The organism is Tenacibaculum bernardetii (genome assembly GCF_029125915.1).
Taxonomy (GTDB): Bacteria; Bacteroidota; Bacteroidia; order Flavobacteriales; family Flavobacteriaceae; genus Polaribacter; species Polaribacter bernardetii.
Genome location: NZ_JAQJCU010000002.1, coordinates 37,161 through 58,235 on the forward strand (window position 1 = coordinate 37,161; position 21,075 = coordinate 58,235).

General features: G+C 32.2%; 17 protein-coding genes. 5 read left to right on the top strand and 12 right to left on the bottom strand.

Going from position 1 to position 21,075, the window contains the following annotated elements; genetic code table 11:
- Positions 1-9: 9 nt before the first annotated feature.
- The 6 genes from P2G10_RS01865 to P2G10_RS01890 are packed head-to-tail and all read right to left on the bottom strand — an operon-like array spanning position 10 to position 5,033.
- The gene (locus P2G10_RS01865; protein WP_275314986.1) at positions 10-1,170 is read right to left on the bottom strand and encodes a metal ABC transporter permease; all 1,161 of its coding nucleotides are present in this window, start codon (positions 1,168-1,170) and stop codon (positions 10-12) included.
- Positions 1,163-2,287: a metal ABC transporter permease gene (locus P2G10_RS01870; RefSeq protein WP_275315145.1), complete on the bottom strand. Its 1,125-nt coding sequence runs from the start codon at positions 2,285-2,287 to the stop codon at positions 1,163-1,165. The genes P2G10_RS01865 and P2G10_RS01870 overlap by 8 nt, the downstream gene beginning before the upstream one ends.
- Before the next feature lie 12 nt (positions 2,288-2,299).
- Positions 2,300-2,677 (bottom strand): four helix bundle protein, encoded by a 378-nt coding sequence (locus P2G10_RS01875; RefSeq protein ID WP_218771637.1) that lies wholly within the window; start codon positions 2,675-2,677, stop codon positions 2,300-2,302.
- Between the two features lie 47 nt (positions 2,678-2,724).
- Complete coding sequence (locus tag P2G10_RS01880; RefSeq protein ID WP_218771638.1) at positions 2,725-3,462, bottom strand: metal ABC transporter ATP-binding protein; 738 nt, start codon at positions 3,460-3,462, stop codon at positions 2,725-2,727.
- Position 3,463: 1 nt separating this feature from the next.
- The gene (locus tag P2G10_RS01885; protein ID WP_275314989.1) at positions 3,464-4,375 is read right to left on the bottom strand and encodes a metal ABC transporter solute-binding protein, Zn/Mn family; all 912 of its coding nucleotides are present in this window, start codon (positions 4,373-4,375) and stop codon (positions 3,464-3,466) included.
- Between the two features lies 1 nt (position 4,376).
- On the bottom strand, positions 4,377-5,033 hold the full coding sequence (locus tag P2G10_RS01890) for a metal-dependent transcriptional regulator (RefSeq protein ID WP_218771640.1): 657 nt from the start codon (positions 5,031-5,033) through the stop codon (positions 4,377-4,379).
- A gap of 109 nt (positions 5,034-5,142) precedes the next feature.
- On the opposite strand from P2G10_RS01890, the gene P2G10_RS01895 reads away from it, so the two are divergent.
- The 3 genes from P2G10_RS01895 to P2G10_RS01905 all read left to right on the top strand — a co-directional run bounded on the left by P2G10_RS01895 (position 5,143) and on the right by P2G10_RS01905 (position 11,727).
- Positions 5,143-7,470, top strand: coding sequence for a TonB-dependent receptor (locus tag P2G10_RS01895; protein ID WP_275314991.1), 2,328 nt, complete (start codon positions 5,143-5,145; stop codon positions 7,468-7,470).
- 208 nt (positions 7,471-7,678) lie between these two features.
- Positions 7,679-10,495 (top strand): TonB-dependent receptor, encoded by a 2,817-nt coding sequence (locus tag P2G10_RS01900; RefSeq protein ID WP_218771642.1) that lies wholly within the window; start codon positions 7,679-7,681, stop codon positions 10,493-10,495.
- Positions 10,496-10,530: 35 nt separating this feature from the next.
- A complete protein-coding gene (locus P2G10_RS01905) occupies positions 10,531-11,727 on the top strand; it encodes a multidrug transporter (protein WP_275314993.1) in 1,197 nt (398 codons plus the stop codon).
- A 52-nt stretch (positions 11,728-11,779) separates the two neighbouring features.
- On the opposite strand, the gene P2G10_RS01910 is transcribed toward P2G10_RS01905, so the two are convergent.
- The 6 genes from P2G10_RS01910 to P2G10_RS01935 all read right to left on the bottom strand — a co-directional run bounded on the left by P2G10_RS01910 (position 11,780) and on the right by P2G10_RS01935 (position 19,251).
- On the bottom strand, positions 11,780-12,199 hold the full coding sequence (locus P2G10_RS01910; protein WP_275314994.1) for a hypothetical protein: 420 nt from the start codon (positions 12,197-12,199) through the stop codon (positions 11,780-11,782).
- 85 nt (positions 12,200-12,284) lie between these two features.
- Entirely contained in the window at positions 12,285-15,146 is a 2,862-nt protein-coding gene (gene infB / locus P2G10_RS01915; protein WP_275314995.1) for a translation initiation factor IF-2, read from the bottom strand.
- Between the two features lie 131 nt (positions 15,147-15,277).
- A complete protein-coding gene (gene nusA / locus P2G10_RS01920; RefSeq protein ID WP_275314996.1) occupies positions 15,278-16,534 on the bottom strand; it encodes a transcription termination factor NusA in 1,257 nt (418 codons plus the stop codon).
- 12 nt (positions 16,535-16,546) lie between these two features.
- The gene (rimP, locus tag P2G10_RS01925) at positions 16,547-17,008 is read right to left on the bottom strand and encodes a ribosome assembly cofactor RimP (RefSeq protein WP_275314997.1); all 462 of its coding nucleotides are present in this window, start codon (positions 17,006-17,008) and stop codon (positions 16,547-16,549) included.
- 238 nt (positions 17,009-17,246) lie between these two features.
- Entirely contained in the window at positions 17,247-18,260 is a 1,014-nt protein-coding gene (locus P2G10_RS01930; protein ID WP_275314998.1) for a DUF3089 domain-containing protein, read from the bottom strand.
- An 85-nt stretch (positions 18,261-18,345) separates the two neighbouring features.
- Positions 18,346-19,251, bottom strand: coding sequence for a hypothetical protein (locus tag P2G10_RS01935; RefSeq protein WP_275314999.1), 906 nt, complete (start codon positions 19,249-19,251; stop codon positions 18,346-18,348).
- Positions 19,252-19,351: 100 nt separating this feature from the next.
- On the opposite strand from P2G10_RS01935, the gene P2G10_RS01940 reads away from it, so the two are divergent.
- Positions 19,352-19,963, top strand: coding sequence for a thymidine kinase (locus tag P2G10_RS01940; RefSeq protein WP_275315000.1), 612 nt, complete (start codon positions 19,352-19,354; stop codon positions 19,961-19,963).
- A complete protein-coding gene (gene alr, locus P2G10_RS01945; RefSeq protein ID WP_218771651.1) occupies positions 19,956-21,056 on the top strand; it encodes an alanine racemase in 1,101 nt (366 codons plus the stop codon). Before P2G10_RS01940 ends, alr begins: the two co-directional genes overlap by 8 nt.
- The last annotated feature ends 19 nt before the right edge of the window (positions 21,057-21,075 follow it).

The window sequence follows — 21,075 nt, forward strand, 5'->3', positions numbered from 1 at the left end:
TATTGTTACTTACCCTCTAAACAAAAAGAAATCTTTTTTCATTGATTCGATCTTAGAATCGTCGTTTGTTATAATATAATCTATTGCCTTTTCGGTAAAGGTTTTCCCTTTTTTGGTAAGTGATATAATTTGATTTTCTATAACAATCATATTATTTTTTCTAGCTAAATCTACTACGGATTTTGCTTTTATTTTATGCCAATTTATATGCTCATTTAAATGATTAATATGTCTTTCTCTTTTTTCAGTATGATTATTTAAGTGCAACAAAAAAGTAAGCAATTGCACTTCTTTTTGTTGCTGCCTGTTTCTGTAAATTACTGAAATCAACCCTCTTTTGGGAGCCAATAAATACACGAAGAAGAAAACTAAACCAAGCATGCTAATCATAGATCCAGATATTGAAGCATCTAGCCAATGCGCTACCCAATAACCCGAAATAGCCGAAAACACGCCAAATAACCCTGAAAAAACTAACATTTTCTTTAAATCATTCGTTAATAAATAAGCAGTAGCCGCTGGCGCAATCATTAAAGCTACAACTAATATTGCTCCGACTGCATCAAAAGCTCCGACGGTTGTTATAGATGCCACACTCATTAATCCGTAATGAATTACAATTGGTGAAAAACCTAAAGCTGTTGCCAAACCAGCATCGAACGTACTTATTTTTAACTCTTTAAAAAAAGCGATTAAAAGGCCTAAGGTAATTACCAATATTGTTCCTATGATCCATAATGATTTAGGTCCGATATCTGTTCCGTTAATTATTAATCTATCAAACGGTGCGAAAGCCAATTCACCCAATAAAACAGCATCTACATCTAAATGAACATCGTTTGCGTTTTTGGCTATTAAAAGTACACCAATACTAAACAATGCCGGAAAAACTAAACCAATTGCCGTATCTTCTTTTACCAATTTTGTTTTCTGAATATACTCAACCAATACCACGGTTAAAATTCCTGATAAGGCTCCCATTAAAATCAATAAAGGAGAATTTAAATCGTGTGTAATAAAAAAACCGATTACCAAACCAGGTAAAATCGAATGGCTAATAGCATCGCTAATTAAGGCCATTTTCCGCAATACCAAAAACACACCAGGTATTGCACAAGCTACTGCTACTAAACTTGCTATTAATTGTATTTCTATCTGAGCACTACTCATTTTCTACATGTTGATTATACAAATTACCTGCAAACTGGTATCCTTCCTCCGTCATCGACCACATTTTACCTTGCACTTTTATATATTTTTTTTCTTCTAATTCTTTTAAAGTACCTCTGGTATACCCTTGAAAGTTGTTTAATATTTTCACCGCATGCGGATGCGATTTATCTTCGTGTGTTTTTACCAAATCAAACATAAAAGACAGGGTTTTATGTAATTGTAAATCTCTTCTATTTTTTAAAAAACGAATTTGACGAAAAAGCAATCCTCTTGAAGGTGAAAATATAAATGAAAACACTACAAATACTGCGGCAACTAACACAATTACAGGTCCTGTAGATAAATTAGATTCACTTGCACTAATTCCTGTACCAATAACTCCAGCAAGCAAACCAAAAACAGCTGCTAAAACCACCATCGTGCTTAAACTATTTGTCCATTGACGCGCTGCTGCTGCTGGCGCCAACAACATAGCACTCATTAAAACAACACCTACTGTTTGCAATCCTAAAACAATTGCTAATACGATGAAACAGGTTATTAAAGCATCTATAAATTTTATATTAAAACCTAAGGTTTTTGCATAATCTGCATCAAATAATAAGAGTTTAAATTCTTTCCAAAAAAGTAATAATACCGCTAAACAAATAGCCGTTACTATAGCCATAAACCAAACATCTTTAATTAACAATGTTGCTGCCTGACCAAATAGAAATTTATCTAAACCTGATTGATTTGCGTTTGGTAATTTCTGAATAAAAGTTAAAAGTAACATTCCGAATCCGAAGAAAACAGAAAGAATAAGACCTAAAGCAGTATCTGTTTTTAAGTGTGTGTTTTTTACAATTCCGCGTATCCAAAAAGCTCCTATTAATCCACTTATCAAAGCTCCTAGTAACAAAATATTAGTATCTTTTGTGCCTGTAATTAAAAATGCAATGGCAATACCAGGTAATGATGCGTGTGAAATTGCATCGCCCAATAAACTTTGTTTTCTTAACACTGCAAAACTACCTAGCATACCACAAATAGCGCCTAAAATTGCAGTACCAATAGTAATTGTTCGAAGCGTATAATCTGTAAAAACGAGTTTAAAATATTCAGAAAAGTCGATAGTAGTTAGTTTTTAGAGGTTAGTATTTTTGTTACGCAAATATTTTTGTAGACCTATAATCATCTTTGAAAGTTCTACTAATTTTTCACGAATTTCATTTTCAGATTCTTCAGAAATAAAATTTTGTCGTTTTGCAATAGAAACACAAACAACACATTCATTTGTAGAACCTAATGCTATTTGCAAAAATCTATTAAACTGTTTGTCTGTATCTGCTGAACCTTCAGCAATATTTAATACAATAGAAACAGCTGCTCTATTAAATTGAGATTTCAACCCATAACGTTCTGTATCTGGAAAATTATTTGATGTTTCATAAGAAAAATCGACAAATTCAAGTGCTTTTTGATACACTTTCAAATCTTCAAACTTGAATTTTATTTCTCTCATTTTTATTGATTTTTTTTCTAACCTCTATTCACTAAAATCCAAAAAACTTATTGCTGTACACTTACTTTATAGTTAATTCCGTAAGTTTTCGTTAGATTATCATCGTTAAAAATTTCTTTTACAGGACCTGTTGCAATCTTCTTTACATTTAAAAAAGTTACCCAATCGAAATATTCAGGAACGGTTTGCAAATCGTGATGCACTACAACCACTGTTTTTCCTGCTTTTCGTAATTCTTTTAAAATATTGATAATGGTGATTTCTGTAGTTGCATCTACTCCCTGAAAAGGTTCATCCATAAAATAGATGGATGCGTCTTGTGCCAATGCTCTGGCTAAAAAAACACGTTGTTGTTGACCGCCTGAAAGCTGAGAGATTTGCCTACTTTTAAAAGCTAACATCCCCACTTTTTCTAGTGCTTCTAATGCTGTTTTTTTCTGTGATTTCCCTGGGCGTTTTATCCAACCTAAACTTCCATAGGTTCCCATCATAACAACATCTAAAGCTGTGGTAGGGAAATCCCAATCTACACTTCCTTTTTGCGGAACATAAGCAACTAATTTTCGTTGTTTATCATATGGTTTCCCATAAATAGAAACACTTCCTGCAATGGGATTTATAATTCCTAAAATAGATTTTATTAAGGTAGATTTTCCTGCGCCATTTGGCCCAACAATCGCCATTAAAACTCCTTCAGGAATGGCTAAATCAATATCCCAAAGTACTGGCTTGTAATTATAAGCAACTGTTAAATCATCTACCGTCACTGCGTATTTTGTTTCCATATTATTTTAATGCGTTAACAATGGTATTCACGTTTGCTTTATACATACCTATATAAGTTCCTTCTTCTGTTCCTGCATTTCCTAATGCATCAGAATATAATGTTCCGCCAATTACAACCTCTTGTCCTTTAGATTTTACAGCTTCCTGTAAAGCCTCAATAGTTCGTTTTGGAACAGAACTTTCTACAAAAATTGCTTTTACATTATTTGCTATGATAAATTTTGCTAACTTCTGAACATCCTGAACACCAGCTTCTGTTGCTGTTGATAATCCTTGTAAGCCTACAACATTAAACTGATGCTGATTTCCGAAATAATTAAAAGCGTCGTGTGCAGTTACCAAAATTCTTTTCTCTATTGGCAATTCATTTATTTTACTTTCAACCTCTTTGTTTAAAGCTACTAGTTTATTTAAATATTCTTTCGCGTTTTGCTGATAAAAAGCAGCATTTTTGGCATCAATTGCTGCTAATTTTTCTGTTACATACGATGTTATCTTCCTCCAGTTATTAAGATCAAACCAAATATGAGGATCGTAATTTGAAGCGAATAACGCTGAGCTTATCAAGTTCTTCTTATTAATTACATCAGAAACAACAACCGTTTTTTTATTTTGATGTTGCATTTTCTCAAAAACCTCTTCTAATTTCCCTTCTAAATGTAATCCGTTATAAATAACAACATCAGCATTAAATAATTTTGAAACATCACCTTCACTAGCTTTATACAAATGCGGATCTACTCCTGCACCCATTAAACCTTTAACCTCTAATTTATCGCCTCCAATATTTTTTACTAAATCGGTAATCATCGTAGTGGTTGTAACTACTTTTAATTTACCGTTTTCGTTTTTTGCTTTTTTACCACAACTTACTGCTAATAAGATTACAAATAATAATGCTATTCTTTTCATCTTAATTTTTTTGTATATAAATATTGTTTGCTACTTTATTTGAAATCGTCATTTCTTTCTCGTTGATTTTCACTAAAAAAGAATCATCAAAAGGTTCTTTGTCTAACACTTGTATATTGAGTCCTAATCCGATTTCTTGCTTGTCTAAAAAACGTAAAAACTCAGAAGAAGTATCGTTAACACCTACACAAACTCCTTTTTCGTTTTTTTGCAGTGTAGCTAACAAGCTTTTTTTTATTTGCGGTAAATTTCCGTCTTTATCAGGAATTGGATCTCCATGTGGATCTCTTTTAGGATGCCCTAAAAAAGCATCTAACTCGTCTATTAGTTTTGGCGATTTTATATGCTCTAATTGCTCAGCTACTTCATGCACTTCATCCCAAGAAAAATTAAGTTTTTCTACCAAAAAAACCTCCCACAATCGATGTTTACGAATAATGCTAGCCGCAGTTTTTTTTCCGAGCTCGGTTAACGTAACACCTTGATACTTTTTATAAACAACCACTTCTTTATCAGATAGCTTTTTAATCATATCTGTTACCGAAGAAGCTTTTGTTTTTAACCGCTTAGCAATAGCATTTGTGCTAATTCCTTTATCAGATATTGCTGCTAGGTGATAAATGGTTTTTATATAATTTTCTTCTGACTGACTAAACATTGTATTTTTTTGACTTTACAAATATATAAATTTTCATTTATATAAAATAATTTTTAGTCTTATCTAAAAATTATTTTACCTTTGTAGAAAAATAATAAATAAAGTACCCATGAAAAATGCTGTTTTTTTAATTATTCTATTTGCAACCACCTTTATAAAAGCACAAATAATTACAGGAAAAACAACCAACCTAAAGGGAGAGACAATCCCTTTTGTAAACATTCTCGTAAAAGGAACAAACATTGGAACAACAACTGATGAAAACGGAAATTACACGATAGAAACATCAAAAAGTAAATTTGTTTTAATTGCTTCTTCTATTGGGTTTTTATCAGAAAGAAAAAACATCAACTTAAAATCATCAGAAGAAAAAAAAGTAGATTTTATTTTAACTGAAACTGCTGAGATTTTAGATCAAGTTACTGTAACAGGAACAAGAACGGATAGGCGAAGTACTAAAAATTCTGTAATTGTAAACGTAATTAACAGTGAAACTTTAGCAGACGTACAAGCATGCAACTTATCTGAAGGTTTAAAATTTCAGACCGGCTTACGTGTAGAAACTGACTGCCAAACTTGTAATTACACGCAATTACGTATGAACGGTTTGGCAGGTGGTTATTCTCAAATATTAATAAATGGACGACCAATTTTTAGTCCACTAACCGGTTTATATGGTTTAGAGCAAATACCTACCAATATGATAGATCGTATTGAAGTTGTTCGCGGTGGCGGCTCTGCATTATACGGATCGAGCGCTATTGGAGGTACTGTTAATGTGATTACTAATGTTCCTAAAAAAGACGATTATAGTATTCAATACACTTATCAAAATTTTAAAGGCGCTTCAGATCATATCATTGCTGGTAATGCAACCGTTGTTAATGATGCTAAAAATGCTGGAATTTCTTTTTTCATAAATAATAGAGCTCGAGAAATTTACGATCATAATGGCGATAACTTCTCTGAATTACCTCAATTAAAAAACAACTCATTTGGTACTAATTTGTTTTTCTTACCAACAGAAAATCAGAAGTTAGAAATTAACTTCAGTAAAATGAATGAATATCGTTATGGTGGCGAAATGATTAAAAACGCACCACATTTTGCATTACAATCCGAAGAAAGAACACATGATGTATATGTTGGTAATATTGATTATCAAATTAATTTTAATGAAGATAAAAGCTCATTAATTACCTATTTTGCTTCTCAATATACAGGCAGAGATCATTACACAGGTATTCGCCCAGAAATAGGAACTCAAGAAGATACAGTTCATTTGGCAAATCCGCCTTATGGAAATTCAGAAACTACTACGTTTCAAGGTGGAATTCAGTTTAATCATAAACTAGAAGATTTCTTACAAGGAAATAATGTATTAACTATTGGTGGTGAATTTGTACAAGATGATGTGTATGACGAAATTGTTGCTTATAAATATGTTGTTGATCAGATTACTAAAAACTACGGATTCTTTTTTCAGAGTGATTGGGAAATAAACGAAAAGTGGAATTTACTTGCAGGTGTTCGTTACGATCATCATAAATTAGATGCTTTAAAAAGAGACGGAACCAAAAAATTAATCACCAACAACGTGGCAAGTCCACGAGTTTCTTTACTTTTTAAACCTTTTGAGAAAACACAAATAAGAGCCACTTGGGGAACAGGATTTAGAGCACCACAAGCTTTTGATACCGATTTACACATTGCTTTTGCAGGTGGTGGAATATCGAGAGTACAACTTGCTAATGATTTAAAAAGAGAACGCTCTAATAGTTATACCGTTTCTTTTAATTACGATCAACCAACCGAACATTATATATACGGCTTTACGGTTGAAAGCTTTTATACCAACTTAAAAGATGCTTTCTTTTTAGAAACTATAGGTGAAGATGAATTTGGTGAAGTTTTTGAAAAAAAAAATGGTGATGGCGCTATTGTAAAAGGAATAACTTTAGAAACAAGATTAAACTATGACGGAATTTTTCAGTTTGACGCTGGTTTCACATATCAATCAAGTAAATACAATACTGCTATTAATAATTCTGATGCTTTAAATCCGAAAAAAGAATTTTTACGCACTCCAACTACTTACGGATATGCAACAGCAACATACACTCCTAATCAGAAATTTAAAACCGCTTTAAATTTAGTCTATACAGGTAAAATGGATATATTGCACTTAGCTTCTGATTTAAACTTAGGGAATGACGAATATTTTAAATCACCAAACTTCTTTAATCTAGGAATTAAAACAAGCTATAATTTTGAATTAGAAAAGTTAGATAGTAATATCGAATTTTTTGTAGGTGTTAAAAACCTTTTTGATGCTTATCAAACAAATTTCGACGTAGGCAAGGAACGTGATAGTAACTTTATTTATGGTCCTGCAAACCCAAGAACTTACACATTAGGCTTTAAAATATTTAAATAACCTATTAACACATACAATATACTGAAACCGGGAAGCTTATGTAAGCTTTTCGGTTTTTTCATAATCTACAGTTAATATTCTCGTAACAAAACAAGCCTTTATTAACATTTAAGAAACATTCTAATAAAACAAGGATAATTTACCTGTAACATTCGCTTTACAATATAACGTCAGATTTGCATTGTATTTAAAACGTAAGTTAATTAGAATGAAAAATTTAATATTAATAGCTCTTTTAGGCCTTTGCAGTTTTGTTTATTCACAAGATAAAGGAACCGTTAGTGGTCTTGTTACAGATAAAGAGATGAACAATGAAGCATTGCCATTTGCCAATGTTTTTATTAAAGGAACAACTGTTGGAGGAACTACAGATTTTGATGGTAAGTATACACTTAATGCTCCTGTCGGAAATCAAATAATAGTTTTTAGTTTTGTTGGTTATCAAACCATAGAAAAACAAATTATTGTTAAAGCCAATCAAACAATAACCGTTAACCAACAATTAGGAGCAAACGAAGGTGTTGCTTTAGATGAAATTGAAATTAAAGGTAGCACAAGTAAAGATAAAGCAAGTGCTTTATTACTTGAACAAAAAAAGGCCGTTGTTATTAAAGAAAGTATTGGCGCTGAAGAGCTATCATCAAAAGGAATATCTGATGCGGCAGGAGCGGTTTCTAAAATTTCTGGAGTTTCTAAGCAAGAAGGTTCAAGCAATGTATATGTTCGGGGTTTAGGAGATCGTTATTTAAATACCACAATGAATGGTTTATCATTACCATCAAACAACATTGCTAAGAAAAACATCGATTTAAATTTATTTCCTTCTGATATTATCCAAAACGTATCTATCAGTAAAGCTTATTCTTCTACTTTTTATGGAGATTTTGCTGCAGGTAATATCGATGTTTCTTCAAAAGAATATAAAGGTAACGGATTTGTAGAGGTAAATCTTAGTTCTGGTGTAAACTCTAGAGCAATGGGGCAAGATTTTAAAAAGAGCGAAGGAACTGGTGATTTTGGTTATTATAATAGGTTTAAACACAATCCGTATGCAGTTGTGCTTTCTCATGGTGTAGATCCTATAAATGCTAGCAGCCCTATTAACAATTCTATTGGTATTAATGCTGGTAAATCTTTTGATTTTAATGACGAATCTAGATTAAGCCTTTTTGGAACCGCATCATTTAGTAGAAATTTTGAATATAGAGAAGGACCTGTTGTAGATTTTTCTAATGTATTTAAAAAGAAATATCCTAACGCACAAGAATACTCTTACTCAACTTCTACAACAGCAATGTTAAGTGCTTTTTATAAAATTAATAGCGACCATAAATTAAAATTCACCTCTCTTTTCTTAAACAATTCTGGTGATGAAGTTGGTTACTATGGTTATAAAGGTTTAGGTGAAAACAGAGATGCTTTAAGAAATACTGATGAAGGTTTTTATCAAATGAATGTGCAATATAACCAAGATCTTGTTTTTGTAAATCAAGTAACCGGTGATCATAAATTTGAGGATGACAAACTAAAATTAACCTGGGGTATTGGTTACAATAATGTTTTTGCTCACGAACCAGATAGAAAAAGAATAAGCTTAGAGAACTTTCAATATTCTCTAGACAATGACCCTAATACAAACCCCGTTTTCTTTACTAATAACTCTTTTGATAACCAACGTTATTTTCAAAAAATTATTGATGAGGAATTAAATAGTAGAATAAACTTAACCTATAAAACTTCAGAAAACCTAGCTTTAAACTTTGGGTATAACGGAAGAATTAAAGAAAGAAGTTTTGAAAATATTAGATATGGTTACGACATTTTAAACAAACAATTTGAAGTAACAGATGTTAATAATCTTAATGCTATTTTTAACATAAACAATGCCCAAATATTTAAAGACCAAACAGGTAAAATATTTAAACTAGATGCTTTTAGAAACATCCCTGGATATGAAAATGGTAACATTGCTAGTTTACCTGGTTTAAACGAAAACACCTATGATGGTCAATTAAAAATACATGCAGGTTATGTTTCTGCTGAAATAAGCGCAGGAGAAAAATGGGTGATTGTCCCTGGTATAAGGCTTGAGTCTTTTAATCAGAATATTAATTATAATGTTATTAATATTAACCCGAATGACCCTGGTTACAGAAGCGCTTCTGAAACGTTTTTCTTACCAAGTTTAAACCTTAAATACGCATTAAACGAAGATCAAAACTTACGTTTTAACTTTAGTCAAACTGTATCTGTTCCAGAGTTTAAAGAAGTAGCTCCTTTTATTTACGAAGGTATTGGACAAAGAGTTGGTGGTAATCCTGATTTATTAGACGACCCATCATTTTCCAAAGTATTTAATATCGATTTAAAATATGAATGGTTTATTTCTAGAGATGAAATAGTATCAATCGCTGCATTCGGAAAACAAATTAACAACCCTGTAAACCTTGTAATAGCGAATAGTGCAGCAGGTAACCAACGTTATTTTAGAACAGGGGATAAAGCTACTGTTTTAGGTGTAGAGCTAGAGGTACGTAAAAACTTAATAAAAAATGAAGATGATGAAACAGTAATTTCTACTGGTTTTAACTTTACTTACATGCACACAAAACAAGATTTAAAACAAAACATCTCAGGTCTTTCTCGCTACAGCACAACCTTTAATAGAGATAGTGATGAGCTTCAGGGTGCATCTCCATTCTTAATAAACGCAAATATTAATTATAGTCCGATAAGTTTTAAAAACTACAAGCCAATTACCTCAATCGTTTTCTCTTATTTCTCAGATAGAATAGACGCTTTAGGAGCTGGTGCATTAGGAAACATTATCGAAAAAGGAGTACCAACTTTAGATTTTGTTTGGAAGAATAAAATTGGTGAAAAATGGGAAGTAAACTTAAAAGCTAAAAACTTATTAGACCCATCAATAAAAAGAGTTAGAGAAAACACTTCTATAGGAGATGTTATTTTATCTGAATATAAAAGAGGAACGAATATAGGCTTAGGTCTTAAATACAAATTTTAACAACTAAATAAAAACACTTATTAAACTTTAAAAAAATGAAAAACAATTTTTTATTAGGATTAGCAATTGCAACTACATTATTAACATCATGTGGTGAGGATGGTACTGCTGACATCGTTATAAACGACAACAGCATAACAAACAACAACAACGGTGGTACTAACCCGTCAACAGATGAAAGTGTAGAATTAAGAGGAAACTATACAAACGATTTAACTTTAGATGCTTCTAAAAGCTATACGATAACAGGACCAACAATTTTTGAAGATGGTACAACATTAACAATACCTGCTGGTACAATTATAAAAGCAGCTGCTACAGGTGCTGATGTATATTTAGCAATTGCACAAGGAGCTAAAATAATGGCTGAAGGTACTTCTAGTCAACCAATTATTTTTACATCAAGTGCAAATACACCAAATGCCGGTGATTGGGGTGGTTTAATTTTATTAGGAAAGGCTCCTATAAACTCTGTAGTTGGTGGTACTGCTACTTCTACTTCAGAAATTGCAAGTTTACCTTACGGTGGAAATATTGCTGATGATAACTCTGGAAAATTAAGTTTTGTAAGAGTAGAGTATTCTGGTGGTAAAGCTGATGGGTCTTCAGAAAACAACGGATTCTCTTTTTACGGAGTCGGTAATGCAACTACTGTAGAATATATTCAAATGTTTGAAGGAAAAGATGATGGAGTTGAATTCTTTGGTGGTACTGTAAACGTAAGTAATGTTTCTGTAGTAAATGCAGAAGATGATTCTATCGACTGGACAGAAGGATATTCAGGAACTATTACAAACGCTTATGTAAAGCACGGAACTGATCATGATAAAGGATTTGAATGTGATGGTTATAATACAGATATAGGAAACTTATCTAGCACTAACTTCTTTTCTAAACCTACTGTTACAAACGTAACTATTGAAGGTTTAGGCTCTGGTACTGAAAATGAAGCTATCCGTTTAAGAGCTGGTACACAAGGTATATTTAACAATGTTTTATTAGTAGGTTTTGCTGAAGGGTTTGATCTTGATGGTGATAACACAGATAACCCAACTGGTAAAGGAGTTACAGAAGGTAATTTAAAAGCTACTGATGTAAAATTTGAGGATGTTACTGTTAAAGTAAAAAATGATACAGGTGTTGCTTTTACGACAGCAGACTTTATGACTGAAAACGCAGCTGCTACAGGTACAGATTATGCTACATGGGGAGCAGGTTGGACTAGAAAATAATTATTATTTTTAATAAAAAAAACCGAGCAATTGCTCGGTTTTTTTTATGTGCTTATTTTTTTATCAAACTGTATAATAAATCTTCTAGTTTTTTTAATTCTTTAGGCGGGTTACCAGCATCAAAACTTGATGATACATATTTCTTACCTTTTAGTACAATCACTATTTTACCTATTAAAGCCATATCAGTAGCTCTGTTATTGGTTGGTGCTTTTAAATCAGCTATTTCAGTTAGCTTTATTAAACTTACCAACTCATTTAAACTCCTTAATTGTTCCTTAGAAAGCTCATATACACCTTCTTTTTTTGGTAATTTATAAGAAACCTCTTTAGCATCAACATTAATTAATGTCATACTTCCTCTTGTTCGAGCTTCATACTTAATACTATCAAAACTCTTATCTATATTTTGTGAGGCACAACTCATGGTTAATAGCATGAAAAAAGGTGTAATTATTTTTAAATATTTCATTTGATTAAATTTTAAGGTCATATGTAAATATAAAAAAAGACACCTTAAATAAGGTGTCTTTTAAAATTATATAGTAGGTTTAAATTTACTTCAACTTCTTCTTAACTGCTATTTCAGTATAAGCTTCAATTACATCTCCTTCAGCAATATCATTGTATCCTTTTATTTGAACACCACAATCATACCCTTTTGTTACTTCTTTAACATCATCTTTGAAACGTTTTAATGCAGTTAATACACCATCGTGAACAACAATTCCGTCTCTAATAATACGTATTTTAGAATCTCTTGTTATTTTACCACTCATTACCATACAACCTGCAATGTTACCAACTTTAGAAATTTTATAAACTTCTCTAATTTCAATATTTCCAAGAATTTCTTCTTTCATATCAGGAGATAACATTCCTTCCATGGCATCTTTAAGATCGTTAATAGCATCATAAATAATAGAATATGTTCTAATATCTACTTCTTCTCTATCTGCTACTACACGTGCATTTCCTTGCGGACGTACATTAAATCCTACAATAATGGCATCAGATGCTGTTGCTAATAATACATCAGATTCTGTAATTGCTCCAACTCCTTTATGTAAAATATTTACTTGAATTTCTTCAGTAGATAATTTCTGGAATGAATCTGTTAAGGCTTCTACCGAACCATCTACATCTCCTTTTAAGATAATGTTTAATTCTTTGAAATCTCCTAACGCAATACGACGACCAATTTCTGCTAATGTTAATGTTTTTTGAGTTCTTACAGATTGCTCTCTTTGTAATTGAGAACGTTTTGCTGCAATTTGTTTTGCTTCACGCTCATCTTCAAACACATTAAACTTATCACCTGCTTGTGGTGCACCGTCTAATCCTAATATTGATACAGGTGTAGATGGTCCGGCAACTGAAACTTTGTTTCCTTTATCATCAAACATAGCTCTTACTTTACCACTATGCTTACCTGCTAAAATATAATCTCCAATTTTTAATGAACCTGTTTGTACTAAAATTGTAGATACATATCCTCTACCTTTATCTAGTAATGCTTCAACAACTGCTCCTGTTGCAGTTCTATTTGGATTTGCTTTTAATTCTAAAATTTCTGCTTCAAGTAATACCTTTTCTAATAACTCAGGAATTCCTTCCCCTGTTTTAGCTGAAATATCTTGAGACTGAATATTACCTCCCCATTCTTCAATCAATAAATTCATCTGCGATAATTGTGTTTTCACATTATCTGGATTTGCATTTGGTTTATCAATCTTGTTAATAGCAAAAATAATTGGCACACCTGCTGCCTGAGCATGAGAAATAGCTTCTTTTGTTTGTGGCATTACATCATCATCTGCTGCAGCTACAATAATTACTAAATCTGTTACTTGAGCTCCACGCGCACGCATTGCTGTAAAAGCCTCGTGACCTGGTGTATCTAAAAATGCTATTTGTTGATCTCCAACGTTTACTGAATATGCACCAATATGCTGAGTAATACCTCCTGATTCACCTTCAATTACATTCGCCTTACGGATGTAATCTAACAATGATGTTTTACCGTGATCTACGTGACCCATTACCGTAATAATTGGTGCACGTGTTATTAAATCTTCTGGCTTGTCTATAACTTCTTCAATAGATTCTTCTACCTCAGCGCCAACAAATTCTACTTTATGATTAAATTCTTCAGCAACAATAACTAATGTTTCAGCATCTAAACGCTGATTCATTGTTACCATCATTCCTAACATCATACATGAAGAAATAATGTTTGTTACAGGAACATCCATCATTGTAGCAACTTCACTTACAGTAACAAATTCAGTTACTTTTAAGATCTTATTGTCTAATGCTTGAGCTTCTAATTCCGCTTCAGTATGCTCTCTGTGTGCATCCCTTTTATTTCTACGGTATTTAGCTCCTTTACCTTTTTTAGATTTACCTTGAAGTCTTTCTAAAGTTTCACGTACTTGTTTTTGTACTTCTGCTTCTGTAGGTTCTTCTTTTTTAACAACTGCCGATCTTTGTCCTGGTCTTCCTCTTCCTCCTGGACGACCAACACCACCTCTTCCTGTTGGGCGACCAACACCACCACCTCTTGTAGAAGGTCTTGCTGATGTTCCTGGTTTTGCAGTTCCCGGCTTACTAATTCTTTTACGCTTCTTTTTATCAGCGTCAGATTTAGCATCTGGTTTTTTCTTCTTAGGTCTTTCAAATTGCTTTAAGTCAATTTTTTGACCTGTAATTCTAGGACCGTCAAGTTTTTTATACTGAGTTTTAAGTTTCTCAGCGTTTTCTGGAGTAACCTCTACTGGTTTCTCTTCTTTCACTTCTTCCACTTTTTTCTCTGCTACTTTTTCAGTTGGTTTTTCTTCAACCTTTTTCGGAGCCTCCTTTACTATTTTAAACTTTGCTTTTACTGGCTCTTTTCTTTCAATCTTAGCTGTAGGTGCTTCAGTTTTCTTTTCAACCACTTTTTCAGTTGATTTCTCAACCTTTTTAGCTTCTTGAACAGGAGTTTCTTCTTTAGGTGTTTCTTCAACCTTTTTCGGAGCTTCTTTTGTAGGTGCTGGCTTTTCTTCAACTGCTTTACCAGTTTTCACATCAATCTTACCTACAGTTTTAAGCTCTAATTTTTTAGCTTTAGCTTTTAAAACTTCTTGCTTTTTAGCTTCGTCTTCTACCCTCTTCTTCTCTTGCTCTTCTTCTACTTGTAGACGAATAGCTTCCTTTTCTTTACGCTTTTCTTCGCTTACTTCCTTAGAGGCTACTTTCTTAGATTTATCTGTTTGAAAACCATCAAATAATATTTGATATTCTTTATCAGAAATTTTAGTAGTAGGACGAGCTTCTATTTCATGACCACTTTTAGCTAAGTGTTCTACAGCTCTATCTAAAGAAATGTTTAATTCTCTTAATACTTTATTGAGTCTTAATTTGTTGCCTTCAGCCATAAATTATTTTATACTTTATATTCAAAAAACACACTTTATACTTTCGTATAGTTACGTTCTTTTTCTTTTAATGTCAGATTTTGTATTGATTATCATCAATTTTGCAGGAGACTGACTTCCTTTACTTTCTTTTATTCTTCGAATTCTTCTCTTAAAACTCTCTGAACATCTAATATTGTTTCTTCTTCTAAATCGGTTCTTTGTACTAACATCGAAACGTCTTTCTCAAGAACACTCTTTGCTGTATCTAAACCTATTTTTTTGAATTCTGCAATTACCCAAGCTTCAATTTCATCAGAAAACTCTGTTAACTCAACATCTTCTTCTTCTAAACCTTCACGCTGCACATCTATTTCGTAGCCTGTTAATTCACTAGCTAAACGAATATTTACTCCTGATCGCCCAATTGCTTTAGATACTTCTTCTGGCTTTAATAGAACACTTACACGTCCTTTCTTACCATTTTTCTCTTCCTCGTAAGGCTTAATATCTACCGATGTTACTTTTGCAGGGCTTAATGCTCTTGCTATAAATAACGGCTCGTTTTTAGTGTAATTGATTACATCGATGTTTTCGTTTCCTAATTCACGAACAATACCGTGAATACGAGATCCTTTTACACCAACACAAGCTCCTACAGGATCAATTCTATCATCATAAGAATCTACCGCTACTTTTGCTTTATCACCAGGTATTCTTGCAACACCTTCAATAGTAATTAATCCGTCAAAAACTTCTGGTATTTCTTGTTCAAATAATTTTACTAAGAAAGCTGGTGAAGTTCTTGATAATATAATAGCAGGTTTATTACCTCTTAATTCTACCGTCTTTATAACTCCACGAACAGAATCTCCTTTTCTGAAAAAATCTGAACGAATTTGCTCACTTTTTGGTAAAACGATTTCGTTTCCTTCATCGTCTAACAAAATTACTGCATTATGTCGGATATGGTGCACTTCAGCACTATAAATTTCACCTTCTAACTCTTTAAATTGCTTAAAGATGTTTGTACTATCGTGCTCGTGTATTTTAGAAATTAAATTTTGGCGTAATGCTAAAATAGCACGTCTTCCTAAATCGATTAACTTTACTTCTTCTGATACATCTTCGCCGATTTCAAAATCTGGCTCAATTCTTCTTGCTTCTGCAAGCTCTATTTCTTCATTATCATCTTCTGAAAAACCATCAGCAACTACTACACGGTTTCTCCAAATTTCTAAATCCCCTTTATCTGGATTAATAATTATATCAAAGTTATCATCAGATCCAAACCTACGTTTTAATGCTGCACGAAATACTTCTTCTAAGATAGACATTAGTGTTACCCTGTCTATACTTTTATTATCTTTAAACTCTGAAAATGATTCAATTAACGCAATATTTTCCATTTCATTCTCTTATTAAAATATGATCTTCACTTTTGCTTCTTTAATCTCTTCATACGATAAAACCATTGTTTTCTCTACCGTATGTTTTCCTTTACCAATTAGCTTAGGTTCTCTCGCTTTCCAAAACAATGTAATAGTATCTTCAGTTGCTTCGGTTAACGTTCCTTCAAATTCTTCAGTTGCTGTTTTAACTTTTAGAATTCTACTAATATTCTTTTTATACTGACGCTTCACTGTAAGCGCATGTGCAATATCTGGTGTTGTAACCTCTAAAGAAAAATCTTCTTCTTCTCTATCTAAATTATGCTCTATTTTTCTACTAATACGCATACATTCATTTAAAGGTACTCCTGAATCACCATCAACAATCACTTTTATTTTACTGTTCGCTAAAAATTGCAAATCGATTAAATATAACGATTCGTTCTCTTGCAAAGCTTCCTGTAATAATTCTTTTACTTTTTCTTGATTCATCCTGAGGTATAAAAAGAGGGGACTCTCGTCCCCTTCCATCCATCTAATTAATAAATTTGCTGCAAAGATAGTAAGTTATTCATTAACACGCAAATATCTTCTTCTTCAAAATACTTCACGTAAACAGAAAGAATTATCTACTTAAATATACCGCTATCAGGAGAAAAAGACTCAGTTTTATAAATTACGATGCGTTTTATTGTTCCATAAAAAACAAAAGCTAAAACACTTAATATATTTATTCGTTAGTATCTAGCCAATTTTGCACTCTTAATTCGCTATTCTTTTTTACATCTAACCAAAACAAATTAATATCTCCTGCGTGATAATTCTTAAGAAATGACATAAAAAAACGCAATGGAAATTTAGGATTTGTAGACCAAACTAAACCGTCTGTAATTTCAATTTTTAATGCTTGACAATACAAATTACCATTGCTATACAAGAAACCTTTATGTTGATTTAACGTTGTAGTTTTAGATGCATCCCAAGTTATTGGATTAGTTGTTACGCTTCCTTTATACCAATCTTTATTTTTAGGGAAGTTCCCTTTCTTAAAAGTATTCCAAGAAACAAAACCTCCTATTTCTTCTGGAGAATTCATCGGCTTAATTGTCTTAAACTCATTAGGTGCTACGCGCATCCCAGGAATATAAGCTGCTACTAACCTGTTTCGGAGTGGCTTTTCATCAAAAAAATCTTTTAATAATCGAATTGCGTGCCTAGAACCCTGACTATGACCTGCAATTATAATAGGTCGATCATTGTTATACTTTTTTAAATATACTTGAAAAGCATTTTTCACATCTTCATACGCTAAACCTAAAGCCTTATTGCCTCCTTTTTTATGCTTTTTATTAAAAGACCGGTAATGTGCTTGTCTATAAAAAGGCACATACATTTGCCCAGATGTTGCAAAGGCTGAAACCTGATATAAAACAACTTTGTTTAACACTTTATCATTCTGTTCTTTATCGGTTATAGGAACATTCCATCGGTCATCTTTTTTACTCGTATTTAAAGTTGGATATATATAAAAAACATCTGCTTTTAAAGTGGTGTTTTGAGAAGGTAAGTATTTAGCAAAACCTTTTGGGTATATAGATGGTAAAACTGCCCATGAGCTTTCTAATTCATAATTTGGCTTTGAAGGACTATTTTTATCGCTAAACATTTGTGTATTGTAAGTTGATTTACAACTACCAAAAATGACTAACAAAAACACACCTATTACAATCTTAACACTTTTCATTTTTTACATTTTTCTTAGTAAATCATTTTTTTTTGAACACTTCATTCCAAAATGCGTATATATAACTATTAGGTCTGAATTCATTTTAAACAAATCTTCTTTCAATTATTGAAAATAGGCGCGCTTCGTATTCTTCTTTATTAGACCAATCATAATCTGGTTTAATCATTTTATTAATGAATTTTTTAGCCTCTTTCTCTGTTTTAAATGTATTTAACTGAGAAACTACTCTATTAAAATCACTTTGATTTCCATCAAACAAATGCTTTACAAAAACAATTCTATCGTTTAAATCTATTTGAATAGTATTTTGCAGTTGATCATTTAATGACTTTCTTAAATCAACTTTTTCAAATAAATCAGCCATAACGTCAACTGAAATTGTTCCTTCTAACTCATCTTCAAGAGTGCCTTTTTTCACATCTTTAATCTCTTCTTCATCATCTTCAACTATCTCTTCTTCTGTAAATAATAAATTCTCAATCTCATCAAAAGGTTGTTCTACAATCTCTTTTACCTCTTCTAAACTTATTATTTCCTCTTCAATTTCTACAGTAACTTCCTCAACAGCTTCAACCTTGGTAATTTCAACGACCTCTTTAACAGATTCAATTTCAGTAACTTCAACAACCTCTACTATTTCTGCAACAGGTTCGCTTGTAACTTCAGCGACGACTTCTACTTCTGTAATTTTTTCTTCAGCCTCTTCTTCTAGTTGGTGTATAACTTTATTTGTTGTTTTAAAAGAATCTTCAGCGTTACTTTCTTTGCTTTTCTTTTCTTCTGCCAACAAAATATCACTTAATAATTCTTCTTTTGTCTTTAAAGGATTATGGGTATTATTTATATATTCTTCTACATATGCTAAAACCGAAAGTTTTTCATAAACCTCATGAGCCTTCTGTTTTAACTCAAACACATCATCTTTATTTTTCATTCGTAAAATGCTGTGTGCTAAACTGGTTAAATCTGATGCTAGTTTTTTGTGCATAAGTTGTTCTTTGATTTTAATTTTTGCTGTTAAATTTTAATAAATTTGTTGCTTAGTCGAAAGTAACACAAAAATCAATAATAGCGCTTAAAATTACAAAATGTTTCTTGAAAATACAGTAAATCATACAGAACAATTTGGTTGGATTGAGGTAATTTGCGGCTCAATGTTTTCGGGTAAAACCGAAGAATTAATTCGCAGACTTAAACGTGCGCAATTTGCAAAGCAACGCGTAGAGATTTTTAAACCCTCAGTAGATACTCGTTACGATGATGAAGAAGTGGTATCTCATAATGCCACCAAAATTAGATCAACACCAGTTCCGTCCTCATCAAATATTAGAATATTAGCTAATAATGTTGATGTTGTTGGTATTGATGAAGCACAGTTTTTCGACGATGAAATCGTTGCTGTTTGTAACGATTTAGCCAACAGAGGCGTGCGAGTTATTGTTGCTGGCTTAGATATGGATTTTAAAGGAAACCCTTTCGGACCGATGCCTGCACTAATGGCAACTGCCGAATATGTAACAAAAGTACATGCCGTTTGTACTCATACAGGTAACTTAGCTCACTATAGCTATAGAAAAGCGTTAAATGACGATTTGGTTTTACTTGGCGAAACCCAAGAATACGAACCATTAAGTAGAGCCGCCTATTACAAAGCAATGCAAGTGCAAAACAAAAAGAAAGAAAACCTATCGGATGAATAATCATGTTACTGTTTTAGAAATTGATGCAGCGTCTGTGCATCATAATCTTGCTTATTTTAAGCAAAAATTAAATCCAAAAACCAAAATTTTAGCTGTTGTAAAAGCTTTTGGTTACGGTAGTGAAGCTACAGAGATAGCAAAAACACTTCAAGATAAAATAGATTATTTTGCGGTTGCTTATTCTAACGAAGGAATTATTTTACGTGATGCTGGTATTAAAACACCTATTTTAGTTTTACATCCACAGATTCAGAATTTAGAGGATATTGCAAAATACCGACTAGAACCAAACCTGTATAACTTTAAAATATTAGAAGCTTTTTTACAATTAGCGGATAAAAAGCCACTAATGAATTACCCTATTCACATTAAATTTAACACAGGTTTAAACAGATTAGGTTTTTGGCACACCGATACTCCGATGCTTATTACTCAATTAAAAAAATCTAACAATATAAAAGTTGCATCAATTTTTTCTCATTTAGCCGCGAGTGAAGATGCCAATGAGCAAGATTTTACAATTGGGCAAATAAACAACTTTGCTTATATTATAAAAGAAATATATCAGCATTTAGGTTACAAACCTATGATTCATATCCTAAACACTTCTGGCGTTGTTAATTACCCACAAGCTCAGTTTGATATGGTTCGTATAGGCATCGGCTTGTATGGTTTTGGAAACAACGAATATGAAACTTCTCAATTAAAAAATACCCATACCTTAAAATCTATTATATCGCAAATACATATAGTTCAGCCTGGTGAAACTGTTGGTTACAGTAGGGCTTTTGTTGCTAGTAAACTAACTCGTAGCGCAACTATTCCTATCGGACATGCAGATGGTATTTCGCGAAAACTAGGAAATAAAGAAGGCTTTGTATTTATCAATAATCAACCTGCTCCTATCATCGGAAATGTTTGTATGGATATGATTATGGTTGATGTTACAAAAATTGACTGTAAAGAAGGTGATGAAGTTATTATTTTTAACCATCAAAAACACATTCAATATATTGCTCATAAGTGCGAAACCATTTCGTATGAAATACTTACAGCAATATCTCAACGTATAAAAAGATTGGTTAAAAGCTAAATTTTATTTACTTTTCCAC